This window comes from Litorilituus sediminis (genome assembly GCF_004295665.1).
GTDB classification, from domain to species: domain Bacteria; phylum Pseudomonadota; class Gammaproteobacteria; order Enterobacterales; family Alteromonadaceae; genus Colwellia; species Colwellia sediminis.
Window position 1 is genome coordinate 3,010,529 of the sequence record NZ_CP034759.1, and the last position, 21,601, is coordinate 3,032,129.

The window sequence follows — 21,601 nt, forward strand, 5'->3', positions numbered from 1 at the left end:
GTTATGGCAACAATCATGTTACTCAAGTTGCTAATACCATTATAGCTGTTTGCCACAGATAGCCGTAATTTTAGCTAGCTTAATTTAATATTGTTGCTATAACAGTATTTCACTCAGCTTTGGTTGGCTCAGAAAACCTTGCGGGCTGGCACTTGCACCATAGGCTCCCGATTGAAAAACAACAAAATAATCACCTATATCAGCCTTGGGCAATGTTACTTTTTCCGCCAAAATATCTAACGGTGTGCACAGTGGCCCGACAACGCTAACTTCTTCTGTTGCTAATGATGTTGCCATTTTGTTGGCAATCGCTACCGGGTAGTTTTTACGAATTACCTGACCAAAATTGCCTGAGTTGGCTAAATGATGATGCAAGCCGCCATCGCACACTAAATATTTTGTCCCTCTTGAGTGTTTTATGTCAGTGATTTTACAAATATAAACACCCGCCTCTGCCACTAAATATCGACCAAGCTCCAGCACTATTTGAGTATTTTGTAATGTACTTTTATATAAGGCGATAAGCTCTGCTAAATTGGCCATTATTTTATCCGTAGCTAATGGCTGCTCTGCTTTAAAGTACGGGACGCCAAAGCCGCCACCGATATTAATATAATCTAGCTGTTCATTGAGTGTATTTTTACTTATGTCGATTAATTGTTTAGCCAAGGCAAAAGTTTGTTTTTGGCATTCGATAATTGCTTGAGCATTTAAATTTTGTGAGCCAGAAAATATATGAAAGCCGCGTAGCTTTATATATTGCGCAGGCAGCGCCTTGATGATTGCACCAATATTTTCTTCATCAATACCAAAAGGCTTAGCACCACCAGACATTTTCATACCTGAGGCCTTGAGCTCAAACTTGGGATTAACGCGTAAAGCAATATTGGCGCAAATAGCTAAAGATTTGGCGCTTTCAATCACTCTAGCAAGCTCTGTTTCAGACTCAATATGTAAGGTTACACCTGAGATTATTGCTGCCTGAATATCTGCCAGTGATTTTCCAGGGCCAGCGAAGCTGATGTGCTCCGGTTTTATTTTGGTTTGCAGTGCCAGTAAAAGCTCTTGCTTTGAGGCAACATCAAAGCCACTAACATAATCAGATAGTAAATGAACTAGGCTTGGGTAGGGGTTAGCCTTAATGGCATAGTGTAGCTTTACTTGTTTAGGTAATATCTTGGTTAGCTGCTGAGTGCGAGCGATAATTTTGTCTTTATCGTAGGCATAAAAAGGTGTGCTACCTAACATGTTGTCAATATTGCTCACTAAGTGCTTACCTATCTTAAGCACATGCTGCTCTTGACTAAAGATAGTTGGCTCTATTGTTAACGATTTGTCAGTACTCATAAATTGGTCTCTTTTGGTTAGACAAATATCATCAAGAATGTGTGTATTGGCTGTAATAGCCTTGCTTTAATTTGCTGCGATCAATTTTGCCATTAGCATTTTTGGGTAATTCATCCAGAATGATAATTTCTTTTGGCAGCATATAGTTAGGTAAGCTTATTTTTGCTTGCTTTAACAGCGCTTCTTGTAATTCTGTTTTGGCTTTTTCTTGAACTGTGCTACTGGCAACAACCATAATGGCTTGACCAAGCTCTTCATCAGGTACGCCAAACGCGACCAGCTCATTAATATATTCTGCTTGGCTTAGTTGCTCTTCAATCTCTGTTGGACTAATACGATAGCCTGATGATTTGATCATTTCATCTGCTCTAGAGACAAAGTATAGATAGCCGTCACTATCGCGCTTGACCAAGTCACCTGAAAAAACTGCTTTGTTGCATAAAAATTCTTGGCAAAGGTGTTTAGCAACCGGTTTAAATTTGGCATCTGTTTTTGCGCTATCTTGCCAGTAGCCTTGGCTAACTAAGGGGCCTAAATGCACTAATTCACCTACTTCGTCGTCATCACACTCACTGCCATCGTTTCTTAGTACCAGCACTTTGGCATGGGGGATTGCCTTGCCCATAGAGCCCTGCTTTTTATCTAGCATGTTAGGTGCTAGGTAGGTTGAGCGAAATGCTTCTGTTAAACCATACATTAAATAAGGCTCAGCATTGGGCATAACCTTGCGCAATTGCTCTAGCACTGAGGTGTTAAGCACGCCGCCTGAGTTAGTAAAATAGCGAACTGAGCTGGCATCTAACCAGCGAGCTTTAGCTAGTTGCGACCATAATGGTGGAACTGCAGCTAAACCGGTGATTTGGTGTTTGTTAATGGCTTTGATGACATCATTTGCTAATAGATAATCTAATAAGATGCATTGTCCACCAACGAGCAAACATGAAAGTAGCTGATTTAAACCATAATCGAAGCTTAAGGGTAATACTGTCAGTATTTTATCTTGCTCTGTTAAAGATAAGTATTGGGCAACCGACTGAGCACCAAGCACTAGGTTGTGATGACTGAGCATAACCCCTTTGGCTTTGCCGGTGCTGCCAGAGGTATATAAAATAGCCGCAGTATCTTTGCTGCTGGCACTATTTGTCTTTATTGCATGACCAGTTTCATTGGCTAGTATTAAGAGTGCTTGCCAAGTTAACAGCCTTTGCTTAATGGCATTAGTTTGGGTAAATGCCTGCAGCTCTTCTTCGTTAGCGTCTGTTACTAGGATAACTTCTAGGCTAGAGTTTTTTGCTAACAATGATTTAATTGCCTGTAATCTAGCTTTATTGGTAATGATGATTTTGACTTGGCAGTCATCAACAATATGCTGTACTTGTGGTGATTTCAGTACTGGGTTAATGGGGACAAAAATACTATGCGTGTATGAGCAGGCTAGTAATGCTTGAATATTTTCAACAACTTTAGGTAAATAAATAGCCACTCGCTCATCAGCTTTTAGCCCCAAAGCAAGAAAGCCTTTCGCTACAGTGTAAGTTTGTTGCTGTAAATCTTGATAATTAATTGCAGCATCTTTTATTTGTACAGCAACTGCATTAGGCCTTTGTAAGGCGCTTTGTATGAGCAAGTCGTGAACACAGCTAAGCATGAATCATCCTGACATTGGTATTAGCAAAGTTATCAAGCGCTATTATGGCAAGTAACCTTACTTTGAAGCAAGGAAGATTAAACATTACTCGTTAATTTACTTGGTTTTTTTAACTTTGATTCGAGATTTTTATTGGGATCACTTCCATTGCTGTTTGAAAGCCAATTTTGTAGAGTTCGTGCTTTTGCTCTTTCGTCATTTTAAAGTCAACGGCTGAGTACTCGCCAATATTAATCACTATGGTGTTATGCCAGAAGCTATCGTTGATATATTCACGCGAAATGGTCGTCATAAAAGTGCGAATTAGTAAGGTGACATAATTAAAAATCGGAAAGAATCCGTTAACATTTAATTGATCGTATTCATGCTCGCCACGTAGGCGGAAACATAAAACGGGGGTGCCATGATGATCCCAATCTCGATGTAAGGCATCTTCAGACAGAATACTGCCATCTACCATAATACTATTGCCAAAGGGCTTAAAGCTAAAAACAAGTGGAATTGACATAGAGAAGCGCACCGCTTGTGAAACCTTCATGTCTGGCGTGCGTTCAACATCAAAGATCACTGGTTTACCATGGGTTACGTCAGTGGCGACTATGTGCAGTTTGTGGTTTAGCTCAGCGAAGGTTTTTCCTTCTAAGTGCTTATCAACCCAACGTTCAAATTCATCGCCTGAGCTTAAACCGCCGTGGCGAATAAGTTTGAGTAATGAGAACTCTCTAAACTGATGGTAGTTGGTTTTTAATGCTATGGCTTTTATTTCATTTAGCGGCATACCTGAGGCAAAAAAACTGGCTATAATGCTGCCACCGGAAACACCTACTAAGTGGTCAAAGTTAATATTAAGTAACTCTAACGCTTTAAGCACTCCTAGGTGAGCGGGTAAACGTGTACCGCCGCCGGCGAAAATAGGCACAATAGATCTTGTCATATCCTCCCCCTAAATTAAGCACTCAGTTGGTTATAGAAAAATGTATTATTATTTTTTGCGCTATGCTTAGCTGCTTTGTAAACTTGAGCAGTAAGCGCAAAGCATGTATTGCTATTAAGTATGGACAAAATTGCTTATTTTGCGAAACAGCTAAGGTAAATTAATTCAATTGGTTAGTGTGAGAGCTTAGTTATGCTCTTGATAAGGAACGAAGATGACAGCTTTTAACCGCTTTATAACGATACTTTTACTGGTGTTTGCTGCGACGGCTCAAGCGCAGCTAAGTGATGTGGTTGCTAAAGTTAAACCTTCGGTTGTTGGTATCGGTGTGCACACCCCAACGAGCAGGCCGCAAAATATTCTACGTGGTACTGGTTTTGTTATTGGCAATGGTCAATATGTGGTAACTAATGCGCATGTCTTACCCGAAGAGCTAGATCCATCATTATTACAAAAAATGGCGGTGTTTGTTGGCTCAGGAAAATCTGCCAAGGTCAGGCAAGCGAGTATTGTGGCAACGTCAAAGCGATATGATCTCGCTGTTTTAAAATTAGCTGGTTCGCCGTTACCGGCACTTAAATTAGCGGGCGATGACTTTATTGCTGATGGAAGTTATATTGCTTTTACGGGCTTTCCCATTGGGGCTGTGTTAGGGCTTTATCCGGTCACTCATCGAGGAATTATTGCTAGCGTTACCCCTACGGTAGTGCCTGCAGTATCTGCTGAGCAAATCAGTTTAAAAATGCTGAAAAATATGCGTAACCCTTATTTGGTCTATCAACTAGATGCAACTGCTTACCCCGGCAATAGCGGCAGTGCAATGTACGATGTTAATTCTGGACAAGTGCTAGGCGTTATTAACAAAGTGTTTGTTCAGGAAACCAAAGAAGCCGTTATCAGTAAACCCAGTGGTATTACTTATGCAATACCGGTCAAGTACTTACGACAATTATTGCGAGAAAATAATATTAGTTTTTAGTATTTTACTTGCTTGCTAGTTAGGGTTAGTCACTTGCTAAGCTTGCGGTATGAATGCTGCTTTTTTCATAAAGCGTAGACAGTGGTACTAGCTCAATATCGTGCTCTGCTAAGGTAGGTATTAATGACGTTAAGCTGGCAACTGTTTCAGGGTGCGGATGAGCAATAGCAATGGCTAGGTGATGCTTTTGTGCGTGCCTAATTAGCTGTTGAAATTGTTTAGCAATGTATTGGCTATCTAAATGGTTATCTAAAAATACATGGCGAGACTGTACAGGAACACCTAAATCTATAGCCGCTTGTTCCGCTTGCGAGTTTGGGCTGGTTTTACTATCTAAAAATATCAATTGGTGTTCTTTTAAGTAGCTCATCGTCCATGCCATGGCTTGATATTGCTGAGTTAAGTGGCTACCCATGTGGTTATTGATACCGATAGCAAAAGGAATTTCGGCAAATGATGCCGCTAAGCTTTGCTCGATTTGTTGGGCATTCATCTCACTTGTTAAAGCACCAGGGCCCAGGCGCTTTTTATTCTCTGCTTCCATGGGAATATGCAAGAGTACCTCTTTTTGCTGGGCATTGGCTTTTAACGCCAGTTTTTTACCATAGGTGGTATGCGGTAGAATCGAGTAAGTGATCTCTCCTGGCAGCTTAAGGGCATGTTTATCTGTGTAACGATAGCCCATATCATCAATAACTATGGCTACTTTAGAGGCGGCATGGACACAACTGATAGAAAAAATACCAGTGAATACGAATGAGAAAATATAATTAGGCACGATAATAATTTTTCTTATATAAAATAATGAGATAAATAATAAGCATAGCATTTGTTAAAAATGAATGCCTTAAGTTCTAAACATAGCTTGCTGTCTATTGTTTATTTACACCAATGTTTTGGGTTAACAGCTTTACCCCGGTGGCGAATTTCAAAATATAGCCCTGATTGTGATTGACCACCACTTTGTCCAACTAAGGCAATTGGCTCGCCAGTTTCTACTCTATCACCTACTGACTTTAATAACGTTTGATTATGAGCATAGAGACTCATATAGCCATTGCCATGATCAACCACAGTAAGTAAACCATAACCCTTTAACCAATCAGAAAATAATACCGTACCATTGTGGATGGTGTGAACTTGTCTGCCAAGGGGCGCAGACATCATAACACCTTTCCATTTTAGGTAACCTTGCTTACGTGTACCAAAGCGATTGGTGATGCGTCCTTTTACTGGCCAAGAGAGTTTATTTTTAAGCTTGCTTAAGCCTGTTAAGCTGATTTCTGCTTGAATAAGCGCAGTAAGCTTTTGTAAAGCTTGGTTTAAGTTGTTTTCTTCCGCTTTAAGCTTGGCTAACTGCTGCTGACTAGATAGTAACTTTTTACCTAAGCTAGCTAAGGTTTTACTACGTTTAGCCTTAGTGCTCTTAAGTTTTTGCTCTTGAGTATTTTGTTCAAGTTTTAACTGCTCAAGTTGCTCTATTTGCTCTTGGTGCTGGCTGGTAATTTGCAAAAGCTCTGCGATAGTAGCCTGAAACTTGTCAATTTCCTCAATGCGTGCTTTATTGAGGTATTGGTAATAAGTGACTGTGCGTTGTACTTTTTCGCTTTGCTCTTGGTTTAACAGTAATTTTAGATAGTCGTGCTGACCTGTGCTATAAGCTGAGCGTAGTTGCTTCGCGAGGAGTTGTTCTTGCTGTTGCTTTTGCTTGGTAAGTTTTTGTTTCTTTTTGCCTAATTGCTTGATTTGCTCTGTGCTTGCCTTTTGTTTTTTTTCAATTTCAACTATGGCTCTAGCTACTTTGGCAATGGCTAAATCATCTTGCTTTAATTGCTTTTCTAATTTGGCTCTGGCTTTGTTGGTATTGAAGATGTTGCTTTCTTGCTTAGCAATGGCTTTTTGAACGTCGCTTAGTTTAGCTTTATTCTCTTGTTGTGCCTTTTCATTTGCGCTTACTTGTTGGGCAAGCGCTTGCGAAAAATTCAGCAGTATGCAGCATAGTAAAATGCTGCATACGGTGAACAAATTAAAGCTGCGTGATAAAGGCTTACAGCTAAATAAAGTCATAAATTAACGAGCTCTTAGTATTGTTATTATTTAATCGTCATTAATGTTGAGCCGGTCATTTCTGCAGGTTGCTCTAACCCCATAAGATGCAACAAGGTTGGTGAAATATCACTTAAGGTACCCGTTGTTGCAGCTTGTGCATCTCGACCTACATAAATTAGCGGTACAGGCTCACATGTATGAGCAGTATGAGCTTGTCCGGAAGTTTCATCAAGCATTTGTTCGGCATTACCGTGATCAGCTGTGATCAAACATTCGCCACCAACTTTCTCTAATGCTGCCACAACTCTGCCAATCGAGCTATCTACTGCTTCACATGCTTTGACTGCGGCTTCAAAATCACCTGTGTGACCAACCATATCACCATTAGGGTAGTTACAGACAATAAAATCATATTTGCCACTTTCAATAGCGGCAACTAATTTATCCGTGAGCAAAGTCGAATTCATTTCTGGCTGTAAGTCATAAGTGGCTACATCAGGTGAGGGCACTAAGATACGCTCTTCACCTGCAAAAGTATCTTCCTTACCACCGCTAAAGAAGAAAGTAACGTGAGCATATTTTTCAGTTTCTGAAATACGTAATTGGCTTTTGTTATGTTTAGCTAGCCATTCACCCATGACATTGTTTAGCTCTTCTGGCGCAAATGCGCAGCTTGTCTCAATATCTGCTGAATATTGCGTTAACATAACAAAGTCAGCAAGTTTTGGTGTTTGCTTACGTTGAAAACCATCAAAGTTTGCTTCGGTAAAGCAACGGGTAAACTGTCTGGCGCGATCGGCTCTAAAATTCATGAAAACTAAAGCGTCACCGTCATTGACTTTAATGGTTTCGCCTTGTGCATTCGTAATAGCACTTGCTTTAACAAATTCATCATTTTCATCGCGTTGATAGGCTGCTTCTAATGCCGAAACTGCATTGTCGTAGTTAAATTCTGCTTCACCAGACACCATTAAATTATAGGCTGCTTCAACGCGTTCCCAACGTTGATCTCTATCCATGGCATAGTAGCGACCAATAACTGATGCAATTTGCGCTTCGCCTTGGCTTTCATCGGCAAATACAGCGTTAAGTTTTGCTTGCGCTTTTTCTAGTGATGCTTTAGCGCTACGTGGTGGTGTATCGCGGCCATCTAAAAAGGCATGCAAATAAATCTTTTTAGCGCCTTGCTGTTTGGCTAGGTCTATCATGGCAAATAGATGATCTTCATGGCTGTGTACACCACCAGGTGATAACAAACCAAAAATATGTACCGCGCCTTGATTTGCTGCTGCTTTTTCTACCGCGTTGCAAAGGGCTTTATTTTCAAAAAAGCTGTTATCCTCAATCGCTTTAGTGATGCGAGTAAAGTCTTGATAAACAATACGACCGGCTCCTAAATTAACATGGCCTACTTCAGAATTACCCATTTGTCCTTCGGGTAAGCCTACGGCCATGCCCGAGGTATTGATTAACATATTAGGATATTTGGCAGTTAGCTTATCTAAAACTGGCGTGTTCGCTTTATAAATAGCATTAGCTGTACTGTCTTCCCTGTAGCCCCAACCATCTAAAATTAATAGCACCATAGATTTTTTGTTCGCCATTTGTCGTTCCTGTTATGTTTCAATATGAGTTTTTAAGAAAAGTGGCGTTATTGTACACGCTCGCTTTAGCTTATTCATCAAAGAAATGTTTCAAGGCTACTTCTACAGTGCGCGAAGCTTGTTGTTGCTTGCTTTGGTTATGACTAGAAATTATCAATAAAAATACGGAATTTTAGCTTAGTGGCTTTGCTTGGGGGTTAAACTCGCATTTGTGTGATACTTGGGTATAATGTGCCGATTCAAAAATCCAAGAAGAAGTGGTCTTTATTTATGGAACAATTTATTACCTTTGCTGGCGAAAATGCCGTATTAAGTGCTGTATGGGTTGCACTTGTTGTGATGATTATTGTAACTACAGTTAAAATCAAGCTGTCGCCGGTGAAACAAATCAGCCCGCAAGACTTAACTTTCTTGATGAATAGAGAGCAAGGTGTTGCTGTAGATATTCGTTCAGATAAGGAATATAAAGCTAGCCACATATTAGATGCGATAAACTTGCCTAACGAGAAAATCACAGAAAATGGCTTCACTAGCCTTGAAAAGCATAAAGACAATCCCATCATTGTAGTGTGTGCTGCTGGCATTACTGCCAGCAAAGTAGCTAATGATTTACATAAAGCAGGTTTTGCTAAGGTAAGCATTCTTAAAGGTGGCATGAATGCTTGGCAAGGCGCAGGCTTACCTGTAAAGAAATAATAGCAGTTTAATTAACAGGTAACAGACATGGCTAAAGTAGAAATTTATACTAAGGCATATTGCCCATATTGTATTCGTGCCAAGGCATTGCTAGAGCAAAAATCAGTTGCGTACCAAGAAATCAAAATAGATTTTGATGCACAGTTGCGCGATGTCATGATTTCCCGTAGTCAAGGCGGTTATACTGTGCCACAAATTTTTATTAATGATAAACACATTGGCGGTTGCGACCAACTCGTAGAACTAGAAATGGCGCAGCAGCTTGACTCTTTATTGTCAGAGCAAGCAACCGCTTGAGCTGAAAAAATTTAACATGATAGGAGGCCATAATGGCTGAAGAAAACCAAACAGAACAAGGCGCAGCACAAGAATCTGCACCACAATTTGCTATTCAACGTGTATACACAAAAGATGTTTCTTTTGAAACGCCTAATTCACCAGCCATTTTTCAAAAAGACTGGCAGCCAGAAGTTAAGTTAGATTTAGATACTCGTTCTACTAAGTTAGCTGAAGACACGTATGAAGTAGTATTGTCTGTGACAGTAACGGCAACAGTTGAAGGTCAAACAGCCTTTTTAGCTGAAGTACAACAAGCAGGTATTTTCACCATTGGTAATCTTCCTGAAGCACAATTAGCGCACACTATTGGCGCTTTCTGTCCGACAACATTATTCCCATATGCGCGTGAAACTGTGGCTAGCTTAGTTAACCGTGGTTCATTCCCACAAATTAACTTAGCGCCAGTAAACTTTGAAGGTTTATACGCATCATACGTACAACAACAAGCGGCACAAGCACAGGCGCAAGCAAATATGCCTGAAAGCTCAGAAACGCACTAATATAATAGGTTTTTCATGACGATTTCTGCACAAATTACCGTACTGGGTGCGGGCTCTTATGGCACCGCGTTAGCTATTTGTTTAGCAAGAAATGGTCATGAAACCTTACTTTGGGGTAGAGATAGCAATCATGTGCAAGATATGGTTGCTGAACGGGAAAATAGCAAGTATTTACCTGGTTGCCCCTTTCCTGAGCAATTATCGCTAAGCCAAGATTTAAAGCAGGCTGTATCTGCCAGCGATAAGGTGTTGATTGTTGTACCAAGTCATGCCTTTGGTGATATGTTAAAGCAAATTAAGCCTATGCTTAAGGCTGAAGCTAAGATTGCTTGGGCAACTAAAGGTTTAGATCCTGATAGCGGTGATTTATTGCAAACCGTTGCTCGCAAAGTGTTAGGAGAAAAGGTTTCTTTAGCCGTGCTTTCTGGGCCAACCTTTGCTAAAGAGATGGCTGCAGGGTTGCCAACCGCAATTTCCTTGTCTTCAACCGATGATAACTTTGTTGCTGAGCTTTCTGATTTACTCCATTGTGAAAAGCGTTTTCGTGTTTACTCCAATAAAGATTTTATTGGCGTGCAATTAGGCGGTGCGGTTAAAAATGTTATCGCGATTGCGGCAGGTATTGCTGATGGTATTGGCTTTGGTGCTAATGCGCGAACGGCATTGATCACACGTGGTTTAGCTGAAATGACTCGGTTAGGTATGGCACTCGATGCTCAGCCAGCAACCTTTATGGGCATGGCTGGATTAGGAGATCTGGTTTTAACCTGTACAGATAATCAATCGAGAAATCGACGTTTTGGTTTAGCTTTAGGGCAAGGTATTGAGGTTGAGCAAGCGATGGCTGATATCGGCCAAGTGGTTGAAGGTTATCGAAACACTAAAGAAGTATATATGCTAGCACAGCGCAACCATGTTGAAATGCCAATAATAGAACAGGTTTATCAAGTGCTTTACTGTGCTAAAAGTGCCAAATTGGCAGCTGCCGATTTATTATCTCGTGATAAAAAATACGAATAACTGCCTTGTTATTTATTATTTAAACTGCGTTTACAAAGCCTAATTGTCGCCAAGCATCATAGACAATAACTGCGGTGGCATTTGATAAGTTCATGCTTCGACTCCCTTCAAGCATAGGAATTCTTATTTTATCTTCATCAGGAATTTGCGCACGTACCTCTTCAGGCAAACCACTGGTTTCTGAGCCAAATAATAAATAATCACCTTGGCTGAATTTAACATCACCATAATAATTTGTTGCCTTGGTGGTAATTGCCAGCACACGCTTTGGTTGCTCTGATTTTACAAAGGCGGTGTAATCTTTATGGCGCTTTACTGCGGCAAATTCATGGTAATCTAATCCGGCTCTTTTTAACTTTTTATCATCTAAATCAAAGCCTAATGGTTCAATTAGGTGTAATCTAAAGCCAGAGTTTGCGCATAAGCGAATAATGTTACCAGTATTGGGTGGTATTTGAGGTTGAAACAGGACTACGTCAAGCATAAGCAATGTGCTGGTTGAAAGTTTGCCACTATTATACCAAGTGAAATAATTATTTGAACAGTTCAGAGCTATGTCAGGGAGGTGAGAATAAAGCAAATTGATGCCGCTGTAGTCATTCTACAGCCAAGAAATTTGTAAAATTATCATCTTACTGACAAGCTCCCAAGGGCGAGTTTAAAAGGCTTATATGCTGTGTTATTGATTTTGACAAGGGAATAACCATTCTCTGCAATCAATGCCTTGCCTATAAGCCTTTTAACTCTCGCTGAATGAGCAAATAGTTAATTCAATTGGTATGGTACCCTAGCGCGATAAATATGCGAGCAGCATAAGAGAAAGTTAGCTTGGCGAAGCGCCTTCATTTGACGATACATAGCCAGTGATTTTCCTCTATACTAATATGATTAATAATGAGTTTTATATCTCAGTGATATGAATTGAACAGGGACTAGGACGAAGCAATGGCAAACAATAAAATCTCAAATGATGATTATGCTTTTTGGGTCAGGTTAGCAGCAATTGTATCTACGAGCATAGCGTTAACCTTAGTTGTTATTAAGCTTTATGCTTGGTTAAAAACAGACTCTAGTGCCATGCTAGCGTCAACCACTGATTCTTTACTGGATTTATTCGCCTCTTTGATGAATGTTATTATTTTGCGCTTTGCCTTAGCCCCTGCTGATAAAGAGCATAGTTTTGGTCATGGTAAAGCGGAGAGCTTAGCCGGGTTAGTGCAGGCAGCTTTTGTTTCAGGCTCTGCTATTATTTTGATTTTTAGTGGTATTTCAAGGTTAGTTAACCCGCAAATTATAATACACAGCGAAGTTGCTATTTGGGTGACTGTGATTGCTATTATCTTAACGCTGGCACTTGTTGTTTTTCAGCGCTTTGTTATTGAAAAAACGGGCTCCATTATCATCAGTGGTGATGCATTACATTATCAATCTGATTTATTGCTTAATTTAGGTGTGCTGGCGGCTATTATCTTAAGTCAGAGTATTTGGATATACGCTGATGGCGCATTTACCATAGCTGTGGCGCTCTATTTATTATTTGGTGCAGGGCAAATTATCTATCAAAGTGTTAACCAACTGATGGATAGGGGCTTAGACGAAGCAGAGCTTGAAAAAATTACTGCTATTGTCTTGTCTCACCAATATGCTAAAGGCTTGCATGAGTTAAGAACGCGACAATCTGGAGCGCAACGTTTTATTCAGTTTCATCTGGAACTTGATGATGATTTATCTTTATTTGAAGCACACCGTATTGGTGATGAAATAGAAGAACAAATTTGCCATGATCTTGCCCCGTGCGAAGTATTTATTCATCATGACCCAAGCTCTGTTGTGCGTAAAGGGCATGCTGAGCAAGAATATAACAGCTAGAAATACAGGCTGAGTAAAGCTGAGCTTAGATTAGTGCTACTGGTGTTTTTCAATCCAATCTAGGGTGTGATTAAGCGCTAGGTTTCTATAGCTATCTATTTCAAAAAACAACTCATGATATGCACCATCAATGACCATAGCTTTGCCATCAGGACAAGAATCAGCATTGATTTGATTTAGTTGCTGGCAAAACTCATCTTGTGCTTGGTTTTTAATAATAATATCTTTACTGGCTTGGAGCACGAGTACTGGCGTAGTAATTGCGGCGAGTTGTTGAAAAATAAGCTCTTGTGCTTTAACACTTTCAACTAGCCATTTTACCGTAACACCACCGAGTTGCAGGTGCTTTTCTTGTTGATATAAATCGAGATAGCTTTGATAACGAACTTGTGAGTGACTTAACAAGTTATCTTTAAAAGGCGTGGCAATAAAGTTTTTATGCCCTAAAAAATACCAAGGTTTAGCGCCTAGCCACTGATTTAGCTTTTCTGCTTGATTTATCAGGTTTTCCGCAAGTTTTTCTGGCACCTTACCAACATTAAACCCTAGCATAGGTGAAGCTAATACAGCGGCTTTAATGCTATCTGCTCGGTATTGTAAATATCTGGTCGCGATAGCGCCACCCATAGAGTGGGCGAGTATATAGTTATCCTGAGGGCTTTGTATTTTAACGATATTCTCAATGAAGTTATCTAAATCTAATACATAGTTTTGAAAATCATCTACATAACCTTTTTGCCAGTTATCAAGCATACGCCCTGATAAACCTTGACCTCGGTGATCTAAGATAAAGATATTAAAGCCTTGTTGGAATAGATCGTAACAGAGCTCTTTATACTTTAAATAAGCCTCGCAGCGCCCAGGCACTATAATTAAATTTGGCCGAGTTTGTTGCTGAGTGAAGTAGCCATAATGAATATCTACGCCATTTTCACCATGGAAGTGATTAAAGTGTCCTTGCTGCCAAAAAAGTGCAATTTCATTTGCCAAGCGTTCAGTAAGCTGTTGCTCAGTGGTAAATTGCCTGTTGTTTGGCATCTTGTCTTCCTGTCTAACTGGTTAATTCAATTAACTTTAAATGGCTTTCAGTGGAAGTTCAATAGTTACGGTAAGGCCAGTGACATTTGACTGCGGGTCAAGATTGTTTTTAGCATAAATTTTACCCTGATGGGCAATAATAGCTTGTTTGGCTATGGCTAGGCCAAGACCAATGCCGCCGGTATTTCTATCTCTTGCTTCATTCACGCGATAAAAGGCATTAAACAGCTGCTCGATAGATTCTTGTGGTACGCCACACCCAGAATCGCTCACTGATATTAATACAGTATCTTTATTTGCAACCAGCTTTATGTCTATTGTGCTGTCTTCATCGCTGTATTTAATGGCGTTAGATAATAAGTTACTTATCGCGCTTGATAATAAGCCGGAGTCTGCACTGATATTAATATTTTTTGGCGCATGCAAGCGCAATTTAATGCGCTTTTGGTTAGCGATAAACTGTTCATCAGCGATAATATTGTTGATTAAAGCGACTAAATTAAAGTTTTCTATTTGCAGCGTTTGTACGGTATTTTCCATACGTGACAAGGCTAACACATCAGCAATCATTTGATCTAAGCGGCTTATTTCTAACTGACAGCGCTCAAAATAGCCATCGCGAACTTTATTATCAGATTCTGCTTGCTGTGCTAGTGCTAAGGCCATTTGTAAGCGTGTTAATGGTGAACGAAGTTCGTGGGATACATCACCGAGTAACCTTTGTTGAGCTCCGACATTTTGCTCTAACTTGCTGGTCATTTGGTTAAAACTAGCAGCCAGTTCACCTAGCTCATCATTACGTTTTTCAAGTCCTGTGACCCGGGTAGAAAGCTCACCTTTGGCTATAGACGTTGTTGCTTGTTTTATTTTCGCTATTGGTTTACTGATAGAGCGAGCAAGTAACCAGCATAAAAAGAAGCTGATAGACAAGGGAATGATGATGGCTGCCCATCTAGGTAAGCGCTGAACAAATTTACGAAAGTGTCCTCTGGGGGCTTTTTTCGAAACATAAATTTGGTAATCAGTTTTGTTTAAGCTGACATTGATAGGGCCAGTTAAGCGGGTATGCGCAAACAGCGTGGTTTCAATTGCCACATTGTTACCATTGCTGAGTATGTAGTTCTTAATCGCGCGCATTGGTTTATCAGGCACTGGTTGATAACTTTCAATATTTGAGTCATTTACCTTTTTTAGCCAAATATTGTATTTAGTGTGTCGCTCTATTGGCAAAGAGAAGAGTGCATCAATAGATTTCACCTTAGCTTGTCTGATAACTCTTTCTAACCTAGTCAGCTGCTTTAAATCACCTGTGTGGACGCTTTTGGCTGTAATGGCTGCATTGCTATTAAAAAGGATTTGTTGTGATATATAACGCGTGCCAAAGATAGAAATAAGCGCAACTAACCAAAACCAAAAGAAAAGTTTGATATTAAAAGAGGATAGGGCTTTGATTATTTTATTTGCACTCACTGGCTTTCTCCAGGGAGGAAAATATAGCCAGCGCCTCTGACGGTTTTGATTTTTTCTTCTTGGCTAAAAGGTAAAATTTTTCGTCTAATGTTGCTTACATGTACATCAATACTGCGATCAAACATGGCTAACTTTCGTCCTAACACTTGTTCAGAAAGCACTTCTTTACTGACAATATTGCCTTGTTGTTGCATAAGTAGTGTGAGCACGTGATATTCTGTACTGGTTAGTTCTAGTAAGTTTTCTTGGCAAGTTACCTGCCTAGTTGCATGGTTTAGGACTATGCCGTTTGCTTGTAAAAGTTGCTCTTGCGTTTGCTCGCCTTGGTGTTCTTTGGTGATGGCAATACGTCTTAGAATGGCATTGATGCGAGCTAGCAGTTCTTGATGGTGAAATGGTTTGGCTAAGTAATCGTCAGCACCTAATTCTAGCCCTAAAACACGATCATTATTATCCCCTTTTGCTGTTAGCATCAATACCGGAGTCTTAAACTGACTACCAAGTGCTTTAAGTACCTCAAAGCCGTTTAGCTTGGGCATCATAACATCAAGTAAGATAAGATCGTATTCATGGGAAAAGGCTTTTTTAAGCCCCGACTGGCCGTCAAAACAGCAATCGACCGTGAAGTGATTTGCAGATAAATAAGCACTTAACAAATCGGCTAAGTCGTGGTCATCATCAATCAGTAAAATACGTTTATCGCTCATAGGTACCTCGCGTATAATTATTTCACTTGGTATTAGTGGCATTGTAAACTGTTGCTAAATAAAACGCTGGCTTTAATTGTAAATTTACTCAATCTTTACATTGGCTTTGCACTTCTTTGCATTGATTTTTCTATACTGGATATCGTTATTAATTTCGTGAGGAAAGGTTATGAATAATCTCAATGTAGTAAAACCAGTAATGATTGCAACAAGCTTCTGTTTAGCTCTAGTGTTTTCAGCTAGTTCAATGGCTGACGGAGACTTTCGAGGGGGCAACGACAGGCATATTGCCAGTTATGAAAGCGAGTTTTTTAAAGGTAAAAGTGTATTTAAGAAAATGGCTAGACATCTACAGTTAACTGATACGCAAAAGCAAGAAATGAAAGCGATCAGACTCGCTGCCAAAGAGCAAAATAAGGCTTTACGTGACTCATTAAAACAATTTCGTAGTGAAATGAAAACACTATCTCAAGCAGATGTGTTTGATGAGCATGCCTATACTGCGCTGTATAACGCCTATCAACCTAGTCTAGCGCAAGCTGCATTAACCAAGGCTAAAACCAGACACGCCATTTATCAGGTGTTAACCGCTGAGCAAAAACAGCAATGGCAATCATTTATGGAAAAAAGAAAGCAAAAGCGTGCTAAAAAAAGTAGTTAAGCAGGGCGATTTAGCCGTGTAAGCTAAAAGAGAATATTTTTGACATTTGGCTTTCTACCGCTTTGCTATCAACAGTTGCAGGTAGAAAGCGCCATTTACGCATAGCTGAGCGAATGGCATTTTTAAAGTAGTTTACGCGGTTTTGTGAAGCAAACTGAATATTTTTAACTCTACCATTGGCATCAATAGTAAAGTTAACTTTAACTTCTATTTCTATTCCCTTTCTTTTCGCTAAGCTAGGATAAATAGGGTCTTCCATTTTGATTGGTTTGGCTTCTAGTCTTACAGGGGCTGCGACCGTATTTCTTTTAACGGGGGCGTATATATCTTTAACAACATTGTTTAAATTTGAGGCAATATAGGTGGTATTTTCACGACTTAACTCATCTAATTGCGCTTGATATGGGTTGCTAAACCCGGTTGATTTGTTATTTAAACTGACTTCAATGTCATTGTTTTGTGCGCTTAATACAGGTTCGATTTCAGCTTGGCTAGTGGCAATTAACTTCTCGGTTGAACTTGCTTTTTGCTTGATAAAGGCAGGTTTATTTTGCTCAACCGCGACAGCATCTTCAGTGATTATATTGTGCTTAGCTGCTAGCTCTTGCTGCTGAGTATTAGTGTTAACTAGCGTTGAGGTGGTAATCTCTTTAGCTGGTACTGATGTTTCAGGTGCCAGTTCAAGCTTTGCAGGTACAACAGCTGGCGCTTTGTTCGCTGAAACAACAGATGAAGATAGTTTTTCAGCTTCCATCGAGTCAGTTAACTTATTGCTAGCTTGCTTTGTGGTAACTTGTTCATTGCTTGATTCTAACTCTTTGTTTGCTTCGCTTGGCTTGCTAAGTAGTTGCAGAGCAATTGAATCATTGGCTAAATCAGCGCTATGTTGCTGCTGTGATTGAACTGGCTGATTTGTATTGTGTTGGAAATTAGCATTGTTTGATGACCAATCAAGACTGTTTTCCCACTGCGTAGACAGCGGGAGTTGCATTAATTGCTGGCTGGCAATAATAAACAGAGTTAAGACAATGGTAATGCTCGCTAAAAATTTACTTGTATCGTTTTTAGGGGCGCAGTGGTGATCGACTAAACGCAGTACACGTTGCTTAAGATCACCGCCAGATGCAGCCATTGCCATGCTTGGTATCGTATGTTGATGTCTATTGGCGCAAAGTGATGCGGTATCTGTTAATGTGTGAGCATAAGCAATGGGGTCACCACAGTGTTTTACGGCAATGTCGTCACTACAGTACTCACGTTCATTACGCATTTGTTTTGCAACCCAACTCACTGCGGGATGAAAGAAAAACAATAACTCAATAATCGATTGAATAAAGTTAACTAAATAATCATGTCTACGTATATGTGCGAGTTCGTGCAGCATTAACATTTCAAGCTGCGCTGAATTTAAGCCTGTCACCATACTTGCTGGCAATAACACTACAGGCTTTAACCAACCTATTGCCATAGGTACGTCAACATGCAATGAAATAAGTAGTTTAGGCGCTTTTGTTAAATTAATTTGCTTTGCTAGTTCGTTAAAACGCGCTAACAGGTCATCGCTAGGCAGCACTTTGGCATTTTTTGGTAAACGATTAACACTGTGTACTTCGATAACTAATTTACTTGCCAAAATGAATACCGAAGCTAACCATAGCAGGGCAATATAAGGTAGCGAGTAAGCTAAAATGGAAGGTAGTAACTCTTGATAGTTTAATAAGGTACTATCTTGGCGTAGCTCATTTACTAAGGTGGTTAAGGGTAAATGACTATTTGCCGCAGCAGTAGAAATTTTTTCGCTTGGAAAAACAACAAAAAAGGTAATGCTAGCGATAACTAAGTTAGCTAGCATAGCCAATGAAGCCAGTGCATATCTTAGTTGAGATTTGCTTTTATCAATTACCACTAAAAGCGACTTAAGAGCGAGCGCCACTAATGAGCCTTGCCACAAAAAGTGCAATAGCGTTAGCGCTAAGCTATATAAGTAGGGGTTAGTGAATAATTGCTCAAGCATAAAAAACAGTATCTAGGCTCTGTTATTTTTCTAGTGAATTAAGTAACTGGCGAATATCGTCAATTTCTTTGGCACTCGTTGAGTCATCAATGGCGCGCATAACTAATTTTGATGTTGAACCACCAAACGCCTTGCTAATCAAATCTTTAATTAAAGAGCTTTGTGTGTGTACTTCGCTATTAGCTGCTGCATATACATGAGCACGGTTGCTTTCGTCACGAATAACCAAGGCCTTCTCATGCATAATTTGTAGAATTTTTAATACTGTGGTGTAGCCAGTTTTCTGGTTAATACTAACAGCTTCGTGTATTTGTCTAACGGTTGCAGGACCAATTTGCCAAAGCACATTGAGTAATGTTAATTCAGCCTCTGTCGGCTTAACAGCAGAATTATCACGCGCCATTTAATTTTCCTTAGTTCGGATTGTGAGCTAATACAAGCCCTGAGGCCTAATTAATAAGCCTCAAAAATTGTGAATAATTGTTAAGATACGAACTTAATCGTATCTCGTGTTGAATAAATGAGCAACCTTTTTATTATTTCGCTGCGATTGTGATTGAATTTACAAGCCAGCTTGCAACGATTAGTTTGCTAACTTAGCGTATAATTCACCTAGTCGAGTTACTGTACCTGGGCCTGCGCCTTTTGCGAATTCTGCTACCATGTTTGGTGCAAAAGTTGTCACAACCGTTGAGCCTAATTTAAATCGGCCCATTTCATCGCCTTTTTCAAAGGTGATGGCTTCAACACCTGAGGCTGGATAGTGCCATCTAAATACATCTTTACCTGCTGGAGGTGTGATCGTACCGGCCCATGTTGTCTCTATGCTAGCAACGATAGTTGCACCAACGAGCACCATTGCCATAGGGCCTTTTGCGGTATCAAAAATAGCAACGACACGTTCATTGCGAGCAAAAAGGTCGGGTACATTGCGTGCGGTAAGAGGGTTTACCGAAAAAAGATCACCCGGCACATAAATCATTTCTCGCAGTGTTGCCGCAATTGGCATATGAATTCTATGGTAATCTTTTGGTGCTAGGTAAATACATGAGAATTTTCCACCGACAAAAGGTTCGGCTGTTTTTTTATCACCGCCAAGCAGTGAGGTAAGACTATAGTTGAAGCCTTTTGCTTGGATTAATTGTTCATCGACAATATCACCTTGTTGACTAATGGCACCATCAACAGGGTAACAAAGGTTTGTCTCATCGTTATCTATTGTTCGAGCGCCATCTTCTAATTCACGAGTAAAAAAGTCATTAAAGGTGGCAAAGTCGCTGGCATTCTTTAGCTTGGCCTCTTTCATATTAATGCCGTAAGCCTTAATGAAAGCATTAATGATTTTGGTGGTAAACCAACCTAATTTTGCCGCAGCAAGCTTGCCAACTAAGCGTGAAATAGCATGCTTAGGCATGATGTACTGAAGAGCAATTTTAATTTTGTCTGTTAAAGTATTTTGTGAAGACACTCAGTTTTCCTTAATCGTTAAAACGTGATGTAAGTTTATTTTCGCCTAAACTTGCGAGAATTCTTTGAAAGCTCGTTAATCTTTTGGCGGTAATCTTGTTATTGTTACTTGCTTCGACAAGCGCACAGCCAGGATCTGTTTGGTGTTTGCAGTCTCTGAATTTACATAGCCCTAAAAAGGGTTCAAACTCGATAAAGCCTTGGTAGACTTGCTCTGGGGTTAAATGCCATAAACCAAATTCGCGAATGCCGGGAGAATCGATTAGATCGCCACCGTCATCAAAGTGATATAAACGCGCTACGGTTGTGGTGTGTTGACCTAGGCCTGAGTTTTCAGATACCTCTTGGGTCAATAAACCTAGATTTGGCATAAGAGCATTTACTAAAGTTGATTTGCCGACGCCTGATTGACCAACGAAAATACTGGTATGCGCTGACAGCTGCGACTTTAACTCGCTTATACCCTCACTGGCTTTACTACTTGCATAGAGTACTTGATAGCCAATATCACGATAAATTTGTAATTGCGCTTCTATTTCTTGCTGTTCGCTTTCATCAAGCTCGGTTAGTAAATCAGTCTTATTTAATACAATAACTGGCGTGATACCTGTTTGCTCTGCTGCGACTAGATAGCGGTCAATAATGTCGCTATTAAAGGCCGGTAATACCGAAGAGACGATTAATATTTGGCTGATATTGGCGGCAATGGGTTTAAGGCCATCATAAACGTCGGGACGTGACAACATAGAATCACGCTCGTGAACAGCTTCAATGATACCCGTGACACTATGCTGAGTTTTTTTACCTTCACGCCATAATACCTTGTCACCACAAACTAATGAGTCAATGGAGCGTCTTAAATTGCAGCGATGAATGCTGGCATCTTCTGCTTCTACATCGGCATGTTGACCAAAGCGACTGATGATGACACCGGTTTGCGGTTCACCTAACTCATTATCCAACCACTGTATTTTTTCTGACTTATGCTTAGAGCTTTTTTGCCCCTGATTGCGTAACTTTTTGTCTTGGTTGGCTTTTATTCGCCTAAGCTGACCTTTAGTCAGTTTTTTGGCCTTAGCCACGAAGATTAACCATGTTATTAAGCTTACCCTATTGTTTGAACGGCGCATTGACGGATCAATTGTGCCATACTTGAACGTAGAAATTATTATAACTTACTAGCGAAAGGAATATCATCCTAGTAATATCTACAGTATTATACCAAGTCTAGAATGGTTTTTCATAGGCGGCATTTACCT

General features: G+C 40.0%; 21 protein-coding genes. 7 read left to right on the forward strand and 14 right to left on the reverse strand.

Going from position 1 to position 21,601, the window contains the following annotated elements:
• Window positions 1-96 precede the first annotated feature (96 nt).
• The 3 genes from EMK97_RS13370 to EMK97_RS13380 form a co-directional block, all read right to left on the reverse strand.
• Window positions 97-1,347, reverse strand: coding sequence for a pyridoxal-dependent decarboxylase, exosortase A system-associated (locus tag EMK97_RS13370; protein WP_130602980.1), 1,251 nt, complete (start codon window positions 1,345-1,347; stop codon window positions 97-99).
• A gap of 31 nt (window positions 1,348-1,378) precedes the next feature.
• A complete protein-coding gene (locus EMK97_RS13375; RefSeq protein ID WP_130602982.1) occupies window positions 1,379-2,995 on the reverse strand; it encodes an acyl-CoA ligase (AMP-forming), exosortase A system-associated in 1,617 nt (538 codons plus the stop codon).
• 109 nt (window positions 2,996-3,104) lie between these two features.
• On the reverse strand, window positions 3,105-3,929 hold the full coding sequence (locus EMK97_RS13380; protein WP_130602984.1) for a patatin-like phospholipase family protein: 825 nt from the start codon (window positions 3,927-3,929) through the stop codon (window positions 3,105-3,107).
• Window positions 3,930-4,143: 214 nt separating this feature from the next.
• Here EMK97_RS13380 and EMK97_RS13385 point away from each other — a divergent pair, with 214 nt between their 5' ends.
• The gene (locus EMK97_RS13385) at window positions 4,144-4,908 is read left to right on the forward strand and encodes a S1 family peptidase (protein WP_130602986.1); all 765 of its coding nucleotides are present in this window, start codon (window positions 4,144-4,146) and stop codon (window positions 4,906-4,908) included.
• Window positions 4,909-4,933: 25 nt separating this feature from the next.
• Here the strand turns inward: EMK97_RS13385 and EMK97_RS13390 are convergent, their stop codons facing one another.
• The 3 genes from EMK97_RS13390 to gpmI all read right to left on the reverse strand — a co-directional run bounded on the left by EMK97_RS13390 (window position 4,934) and on the right by gpmI (window position 8,561).
• Window positions 4,934-5,686 (reverse strand): divergent polysaccharide deacetylase family protein, encoded by a 753-nt coding sequence (locus EMK97_RS13390; RefSeq protein WP_246028788.1) that lies wholly within the window; start codon window positions 5,684-5,686, stop codon window positions 4,934-4,936.
• 101 nt (window positions 5,687-5,787) lie between these two features.
• Window positions 5,788-6,975 (reverse strand): murein hydrolase activator EnvC family protein, encoded by a 1,188-nt coding sequence (locus EMK97_RS13395; RefSeq protein WP_130602990.1) that lies wholly within the window; start codon window positions 6,973-6,975, stop codon window positions 5,788-5,790.
• Window positions 6,976-7,001: 26 nt separating this feature from the next.
• Window positions 7,002-8,561 carry a 2,3-bisphosphoglycerate-independent phosphoglycerate mutase gene (gene gpmI, locus EMK97_RS13400; protein ID WP_130602992.1) on the reverse strand — a complete coding sequence of 520 codons (1,560 nt, stop codon included), beginning with the start codon at window positions 8,559-8,561 and terminating at the stop codon, window positions 7,002-7,004.
• A 270-nt stretch (window positions 8,562-8,831) separates the two neighbouring features.
• Between gpmI and EMK97_RS13405 the strand changes: the two genes are divergently transcribed.
• Genes EMK97_RS13405 through gpsA form a run of 4 tightly spaced genes read left to right on the forward strand, consistent with a single transcriptional unit; the run spans window position 8,832 to window position 11,116 of the window.
• Window positions 8,832-9,257 (forward strand): rhodanese-like domain-containing protein, encoded by a 426-nt coding sequence (locus EMK97_RS13405; RefSeq protein ID WP_130602994.1) that lies wholly within the window; start codon window positions 8,832-8,834, stop codon window positions 9,255-9,257.
• A 27-nt stretch (window positions 9,258-9,284) separates the two neighbouring features.
• The gene (grxC, locus tag EMK97_RS13410; RefSeq protein ID WP_130602996.1) at window positions 9,285-9,554 is read left to right on the forward strand and encodes a glutaredoxin 3; all 270 of its coding nucleotides are present in this window, start codon (window positions 9,285-9,287) and stop codon (window positions 9,552-9,554) included.
• Between the two features lie 32 nt (window positions 9,555-9,586).
• Complete coding sequence (gene secB, locus EMK97_RS13415; protein WP_130602998.1) at window positions 9,587-10,096, forward strand: protein-export chaperone SecB; 510 nt, start codon at window positions 9,587-9,589, stop codon at window positions 10,094-10,096.
• A 15-nt stretch (window positions 10,097-10,111) separates the two neighbouring features.
• Entirely contained in the window at window positions 10,112-11,116 is a 1,005-nt protein-coding gene (gpsA, locus tag EMK97_RS13420) for an NAD(P)H-dependent glycerol-3-phosphate dehydrogenase (RefSeq protein ID WP_130603000.1), read from the forward strand.
• Window positions 11,117-11,135: 19 nt separating this feature from the next.
• Here gpsA and trmL read toward each other — a convergent pair whose 3' ends face one another.
• Window positions 11,136-11,600 (reverse strand): tRNA (uridine(34)/cytosine(34)/5-carboxymethylaminomethyluridine(34)-2'-O)-methyltransferase TrmL, encoded by a 465-nt coding sequence (trmL, locus tag EMK97_RS13425; protein WP_130603002.1) that lies wholly within the window; start codon window positions 11,598-11,600, stop codon window positions 11,136-11,138.
• 461 nt (window positions 11,601-12,061) lie between these two features.
• Between trmL and EMK97_RS13430 the strand changes: the two genes are divergently transcribed.
• Window positions 12,062-12,985: a cation diffusion facilitator family transporter gene (locus EMK97_RS13430; RefSeq protein WP_130603004.1), complete on the forward strand. Its 924-nt coding sequence runs from the start codon at window positions 12,062-12,064 to the stop codon at window positions 12,983-12,985.
• A gap of 36 nt (window positions 12,986-13,021) precedes the next feature.
• Here EMK97_RS13430 and EMK97_RS13435 read toward each other — a convergent pair whose 3' ends face one another.
• From EMK97_RS13435 to EMK97_RS13445, 3 genes are read right to left on the reverse strand one after another with little or no spacing between them, the layout of a single operon-like run.
• On the reverse strand, window positions 13,022-14,023 hold the full coding sequence (locus EMK97_RS13435; protein WP_130603006.1) for an alpha/beta fold hydrolase: 1,002 nt from the start codon (window positions 14,021-14,023) through the stop codon (window positions 13,022-13,024).
• Window positions 14,024-14,059: 36 nt separating this feature from the next.
• Window positions 14,060-15,493 carry an ATP-binding protein gene (locus tag EMK97_RS13440; RefSeq protein ID WP_130603008.1) on the reverse strand — a complete coding sequence of 478 codons (1,434 nt, stop codon included), beginning with the start codon at window positions 15,491-15,493 and terminating at the stop codon, window positions 14,060-14,062.
• Window positions 15,490-16,200, reverse strand: coding sequence for a response regulator transcription factor (locus EMK97_RS13445; protein ID WP_130603010.1), 711 nt, complete (start codon window positions 16,198-16,200; stop codon window positions 15,490-15,492). The genes EMK97_RS13440 and EMK97_RS13445 overlap by 4 nt, the downstream gene beginning before the upstream one ends.
• A gap of 169 nt (window positions 16,201-16,369) precedes the next feature.
• Here EMK97_RS13445 and EMK97_RS13450 point away from each other — a divergent pair, with 169 nt between their 5' ends.
• Window positions 16,370-16,861 (forward strand): Spy/CpxP family protein refolding chaperone, encoded by a 492-nt coding sequence (locus EMK97_RS13450; RefSeq protein WP_130603012.1) that lies wholly within the window; start codon window positions 16,370-16,372, stop codon window positions 16,859-16,861.
• 10 nt (window positions 16,862-16,871) lie between these two features.
• Here the strand turns inward: EMK97_RS13450 and EMK97_RS13455 are convergent, their stop codons facing one another.
• From EMK97_RS13455 to rsgA, 4 genes are all read right to left on the reverse strand, one after another.
• Entirely contained in the window at window positions 16,872-18,875 is a 2,004-nt protein-coding gene (locus EMK97_RS13455) for a M56 family metallopeptidase (RefSeq protein WP_130603014.1), read from the reverse strand.
• A gap of 22 nt (window positions 18,876-18,897) precedes the next feature.
• Window positions 18,898-19,278, reverse strand: coding sequence for a BlaI/MecI/CopY family transcriptional regulator (locus EMK97_RS13460; protein ID WP_130603016.1), 381 nt, complete (start codon window positions 19,276-19,278; stop codon window positions 18,898-18,900).
• A gap of 180 nt (window positions 19,279-19,458) precedes the next feature.
• Window positions 19,459-20,289, reverse strand: a complete 831-nt coding sequence (gene asd, locus EMK97_RS13465; protein WP_130604486.1) for an archaetidylserine decarboxylase — start codon at window positions 20,287-20,289, stop codon at window positions 19,459-19,461.
• Between the two features lie 64 nt (window positions 20,290-20,353).
• Window positions 20,354-21,424: a small ribosomal subunit biogenesis GTPase RsgA gene (rsgA, locus tag EMK97_RS13470; RefSeq protein WP_130603018.1), complete on the reverse strand. Its 1,071-nt coding sequence runs from the start codon at window positions 21,422-21,424 to the stop codon at window positions 20,354-20,356.
• Window positions 21,425-21,601: the final 177 nt, after the last annotated feature.

Bases quoted from the DNA above. Each gene is read 5' to 3' on its own strand.
- EMK97_RS13370 (WP_130602980.1), bottom strand. From the start codon at position 1,347: ATGAGTACTGACAAATCGTTAACAATAGAGCCAACTATCTTTAGTCAA.
- EMK97_RS13375 (WP_130602982.1), bottom strand. From the start codon at position 2,995: ATGCTTAGCTGTGTTCACGACTTGCTCATACAAAGCGCCTTACAAAGG.
- EMK97_RS13380 (WP_130602984.1), bottom strand. From the start codon at position 3,929: ATGACAAGATCTATTGTGCCTATTTTCGCCGGCGGCGGTACACGTTTA.
- EMK97_RS13385 (WP_130602986.1), top strand. From the start codon at position 4,144: ATGACAGCTTTTAACCGCTTTATAACGATACTTTTACTGGTGTTTGCT.
- EMK97_RS13395 (WP_130602990.1), bottom strand. From the start codon at position 6,975: ATGACTTTATTTAGCTGTAAGCCTTTATCACGCAGCTTTAATTTGTTC.
- gpmI (WP_130602992.1), bottom strand. From the start codon at position 8,561: ATGGCGAACAAAAAATCTATGGTGCTATTAATTTTAGATGGTTGGGGC.
- EMK97_RS13405 (WP_130602994.1), top strand. From the start codon at position 8,832: ATGGAACAATTTATTACCTTTGCTGGCGAAAATGCCGTATTAAGTGCT.
- grxC (WP_130602996.1), top strand. From the start codon at position 9,285: ATGGCTAAAGTAGAAATTTATACTAAGGCATATTGCCCATATTGTATT.
- secB (WP_130602998.1), top strand. From the start codon at position 9,587: ATGGCTGAAGAAAACCAAACAGAACAAGGCGCAGCACAAGAATCTGCA.
- gpsA (WP_130603000.1), top strand. From the start codon at position 10,112: ATGACGATTTCTGCACAAATTACCGTACTGGGTGCGGGCTCTTATGGC.
- trmL (WP_130603002.1), bottom strand. From the start codon at position 11,600: ATGCTTGACGTAGTCCTGTTTCAACCTCAAATACCACCCAATACTGGT.
- EMK97_RS13430 (WP_130603004.1), top strand. From the start codon at position 12,062: ATGGCAAACAATAAAATCTCAAATGATGATTATGCTTTTTGGGTCAGG.
- EMK97_RS13435 (WP_130603006.1), bottom strand. From the start codon at position 14,023: ATGCCAAACAACAGGCAATTTACCACTGAGCAACAGCTTACTGAACGC.
- EMK97_RS13445 (WP_130603010.1), bottom strand. From the start codon at position 16,200: ATGAGCGATAAACGTATTTTACTGATTGATGATGACCACGACTTAGCC.
- EMK97_RS13450 (WP_130603012.1), top strand. From the start codon at position 16,370: ATGAATAATCTCAATGTAGTAAAACCAGTAATGATTGCAACAAGCTTC.
- EMK97_RS13455 (WP_130603014.1), bottom strand. From the start codon at position 18,875: ATGCTTGAGCAATTATTCACTAACCCCTACTTATATAGCTTAGCGCTA.
- EMK97_RS13460 (WP_130603016.1), bottom strand. From the start codon at position 19,278: ATGGCGCGTGATAATTCTGCTGTTAAGCCGACAGAGGCTGAATTAACA.
- asd (WP_130604486.1), bottom strand. From the start codon at position 20,289: ATGCCTAAGCATGCTATTTCACGCTTAGTTGGCAAGCTTGCTGCGGCA.